Annotated in this window: 4 protein-coding genes and 1 pseudogene; 4 read left to right on the top strand and 1 reads right to left on the bottom strand. The window is 64.7% G+C overall.

Translation table 11 applies throughout. The features are described from left to right. Positions 1–147: 147 nt before the first annotated feature. Genes ABGB16_RS33325 through ABGB16_RS33340 form a run of 4 tightly spaced genes read left to right on the top strand, consistent with a single transcriptional unit; the run spans position 148 to position 2,978 of the window. Positions 148–870 carry a sulfotransferase gene (locus ABGB16_RS33325; protein WP_347672030.1) on the top strand — a complete coding sequence of 241 codons (723 nt, stop codon included), beginning with the start codon at positions 148–150 and terminating at the stop codon, positions 868–870. Further along, the gene (locus ABGB16_RS33330; protein ID WP_347672031.1) at positions 836–1,498 is read left to right on the top strand and encodes an SUMF1/EgtB/PvdO family nonheme iron enzyme; all 663 of its coding nucleotides are present in this window, start codon (positions 836–838) and stop codon (positions 1,496–1,498) included. The genes ABGB16_RS33325 and ABGB16_RS33330 overlap by 35 nt, the downstream gene beginning before the upstream one ends. After that, a complete protein-coding gene (locus tag ABGB16_RS33335; protein WP_347672032.1) occupies positions 1,495–2,358 on the top strand; it encodes a hypothetical protein in 864 nt (287 codons plus the stop codon). The genes ABGB16_RS33330 and ABGB16_RS33335 overlap by 4 nt, the downstream gene beginning before the upstream one ends. After that, on the top strand, positions 2,358–2,978 hold the full coding sequence (locus ABGB16_RS33340; RefSeq protein ID WP_347672033.1) for an HAD-IA family hydrolase: 621 nt from the start codon (positions 2,358–2,360) through the stop codon (positions 2,976–2,978). Before ABGB16_RS33335 ends, ABGB16_RS33340 begins: the two co-directional genes overlap by 1 nt. Here the strand turns inward: ABGB16_RS33340 and ABGB16_RS33345 are convergent. After that, a pseudogene (locus tag ABGB16_RS33345) lies at positions 2,971–3,075 on the bottom strand (IS5/IS1182 family transposase); the annotation flags it as partial. The gene ABGB16_RS33340 and the pseudogene ABGB16_RS33345 overlap by 8 nt on opposite strands.

A 3,075-nucleotide genomic window follows, 5' to 3' on the forward strand; every position in this document is an offset into this window, starting at 1 on the left:
TGAGAGGACCACTTCATACCGGGGTTCTGCGTCTTTCCCTTGCACCACAACGGGTCCGGGCGTGTCCGCACCGGCCACCAGCACCGCTACCCGCCGCACTCACACCGTTACGCGGAAAGGCTCAGTTTCATCGACGAGCCTTTGTCGGTGCACACCCGGGGATTCCCCCGGACCGATCTCGAAAGGTGGGGCGCCGACTCCTACCACCCCGTCCATCTGCACGAGTCGTTGCGCGAGTATCCCCTATCGCAGCGGTTCTTCCGGGACCTCGTCAGCTACTTGGAGGCCGTGCCGTCGGGACAGGTGCGGGGGTTCAAGGAAACCCTGCTTTTCGAGAAGATCCCCTGGCTCCTGTCGGCCGTCCCACCGTTGCGCATCGTGCATGTGGTTCGCGACCCGCGGGCCGTGGTCGCTTCGCTGCTGAAGCATGACGTGGATCGTCAGTGGGGATACGCGGACCGGTTGACGGCCTACTTCGCCCGTCATCCGGACTCGCCGGTCGAACCGCTTCTGGAAACGCCCCTGATGCGATGCGTGACCAGTTGGAAAGTGCGGCAATACGAGTTCCGGGCGAGCGTGGAGGCGCTTCCGGTCGTCACCGTCCGCCTCGAGGACATCGTGCAGGACGACGAGACATCTCTCGCCCTCGTCATGTCCTTTCTCGGCCTCGAAGTGCAGCGGGAACAGCTCGTCCTGCGCAGGGAGAGTGAGCGGGAGACTCGGGGCGGAATGTACTCCACCTACCGCCACCGGGACGAGGTTCTTGACGGATGGCGCCGTCACCTGAGCCCGGCGGACCAGGCATTCGTAACAGCCGCATGTGAGGAGGAACTGCATGACCTTGGGTATCTTTTCGCGGCCGTGCGCTGAGATCCGCGCCATGCTCCTGGACGACGCCATTCCCATCGGCGCGGGCCGGCGGTTGCTACGGAGCCCGATCACGGCCGTGCAGGCGGCATCGATTCTGAACACGATGCCGATCCGTGACGATCCGAACGACTCGTATACGAATGTGAACGTCATCAACCCAGACAACACCATCACGTACGACGCGGCCGGCTATCGACCGGTCGTCGGCCGAGAGAACCACCCGGTGACCGGTGTCAGCTGGTTCGGCGCCCAGGCAATGGCCGAGCAGGTAGGGGCGCGACTTCCTACCGTCGATGAGTGGCACCAGGTGATCCAGGCTCACAGGAGCCGGTTCCCCTGGGGAAACGCGGCGCCGTCACCGGAACTCGCTAACTTTGACGAGCACATCGGACGCACGTCGCCGACCAGGGAGTTCCGGCCCAGTCTACTGGGCTTCTACGACCTGCTGGGCAACGTCGGCGAATGGTGCGATCTGCGAAACGAATCATCGGACGAGGCGCCAGTGGTCGGCGGGGGTTGGAACAAACCCATCGGAGCACAGTGGCACATGCCACGATGGAAGTGGCGGCGGATCGGCACTGTGTCCATCGGGCTCAGGTTCCTCTTCGATACCGGTGAGCCACGATGAGCCGTACCATGTTCCGCTTCGCGGACCGCGTCGTGTCCGTCACCGGTGACGACGGCTTACTCGCCGCAGCCGCAGATCTCCTGGCGCCCTATGTCCGACGGACGGCGACCGCGGACGGGGCCACCCTCGTCGCTTCCCTGGAGTTCGAGAACACCACACGCTCGGAACACGGAGAAGCGGTCATCATCAAGGCGTTCCAGCAGGTACGCAGTGCGCTCTTGGACGCGGTGCTTCGTGATCATGCCCCGCTGCACGGTGCCGTCGTCACCTATGACGGCACCGGAATCGTCCTGACCGGGCCGAAGGGAGCAGGCAAGACCTCGTTCGTGTCGGCTCTGCTCCGATGTTCTCCAGAGTGGGAATTCGTCACCAACGACAAGTCGGTGGTGTCGCCGCATGACGGCTCGGTTTTCGGGCTGCCGTTCGCGGTAGCGGTCGGGCATGTCGGGCGAGCGATGGCGCCGGAGCTGGCGGATCTGCCGGCGCGGCCGAGCGTCGGCAAGGACTTGTTCTGGCCTGCGGATTTCGCTCGCGCCTTTGGCTCCCGGCCGGCTTCAGCCACGCCGCTGCACGGTGTGGTGCTGTGCGAGGCCGACTTCGCGGCGTCCCGTATCGAGGTGCTGACCGACGTCGACCAGGACGAGCGGCGGACCGTCCTGGAACGCGACATGACGGACTTCGGCGACGCCATGATCCCGCAACGGCTGAGGACCGGCCGTACGCGGGACGCCGAACCGCCATCGCTTCCGGCCGAGTGGTCGGTGATGCCCTGGGTCCGGCTACGGGGAAATCCATGGACCATGACCCGCGATACCATGAGCGCCGTGCGGACAGCGGTCGACTTCCAGAAAGTCGTGTGATGACGATGCGGGTGAAAGCCGTCCTGCTGGACCTAGACGGCACTCTGCTGGACCACAAGAGTGCCGCGGAGAAGGCATTCCTCGCCGCCTGCCTGCAATGGCTTCCCGACCTCGACGAGGAGGCGCGGTACGAGGCTCACACAGAGTGGCAGCGGCTGGAGACCGTCCACATGCGGGCGTACTTGGACAAAACAATGACCTTCCAGGAACAACGGCGGGCCAGGCTCCGCGGCGTGCTGTCCGCCTATGGACGAGACACCGGAGCCGTGAGCGACGACCAAGCCGATGACCTCTTCACGATCTACCTGCGCCACTATGAGAATTCCTGGGCAGCGTATAGCGACGTCCCGGAGGTGATGCGTTTCCTCGGCGGGGCACCCGCCGGTGTGGCGGTGTTGAGCAACGGCGATCGCGCGCAGCAGGAAGCTAAACTGGCCTCGCTCCGTCTCCCCTTGACGCCACCACTGTTCACGCCCTCCGACGTCGGTGCTTCGAAGCCGAATCCCACAAGCTTCCTCGGCGCCTGCGAGCGGATGGGCTGGGAACCCTCCGAGGTTCTGTACGTCGGTGACGATCTTCAGGGCGATGCCTTAGAGCGACCGGCAATAGGTGTCATCTGAGTCTGCGAGTGGTGGGTCGGGCGTCCCAGCGGTAGAGGGTTCGGGCTCGAGTGATGAGCTGACGGATGGTGACGATGGCGGCGGCCAGGTACAGATA

The sequence above is a fragment of the Micromonospora sp. B11E3 genome (assembly GCF_039871625.1).
Classification (GTDB): Bacteria; Actinomycetota; Actinomycetes; order Mycobacteriales; family Micromonosporaceae; genus Micromonospora.

Coding starts and splice junctions, on each gene's coding strand:
- ABGB16_RS33330 (WP_347672031.1), top strand. CDS start 836: ATGACCTTGGGTATCTTTTCGCGGCCGTGCGCTGAGATCCGCGCCATG.
- ABGB16_RS33335 (WP_347672032.1), top strand. CDS start 1,495: ATGAGCCGTACCATGTTCCGCTTCGCGGACCGCGTCGTGTCCGTCACC.
- ABGB16_RS33340 (WP_347672033.1), top strand. CDS start 2,358: ATGACGATGCGGGTGAAAGCCGTCCTGCTGGACCTAGACGGCACTCTG.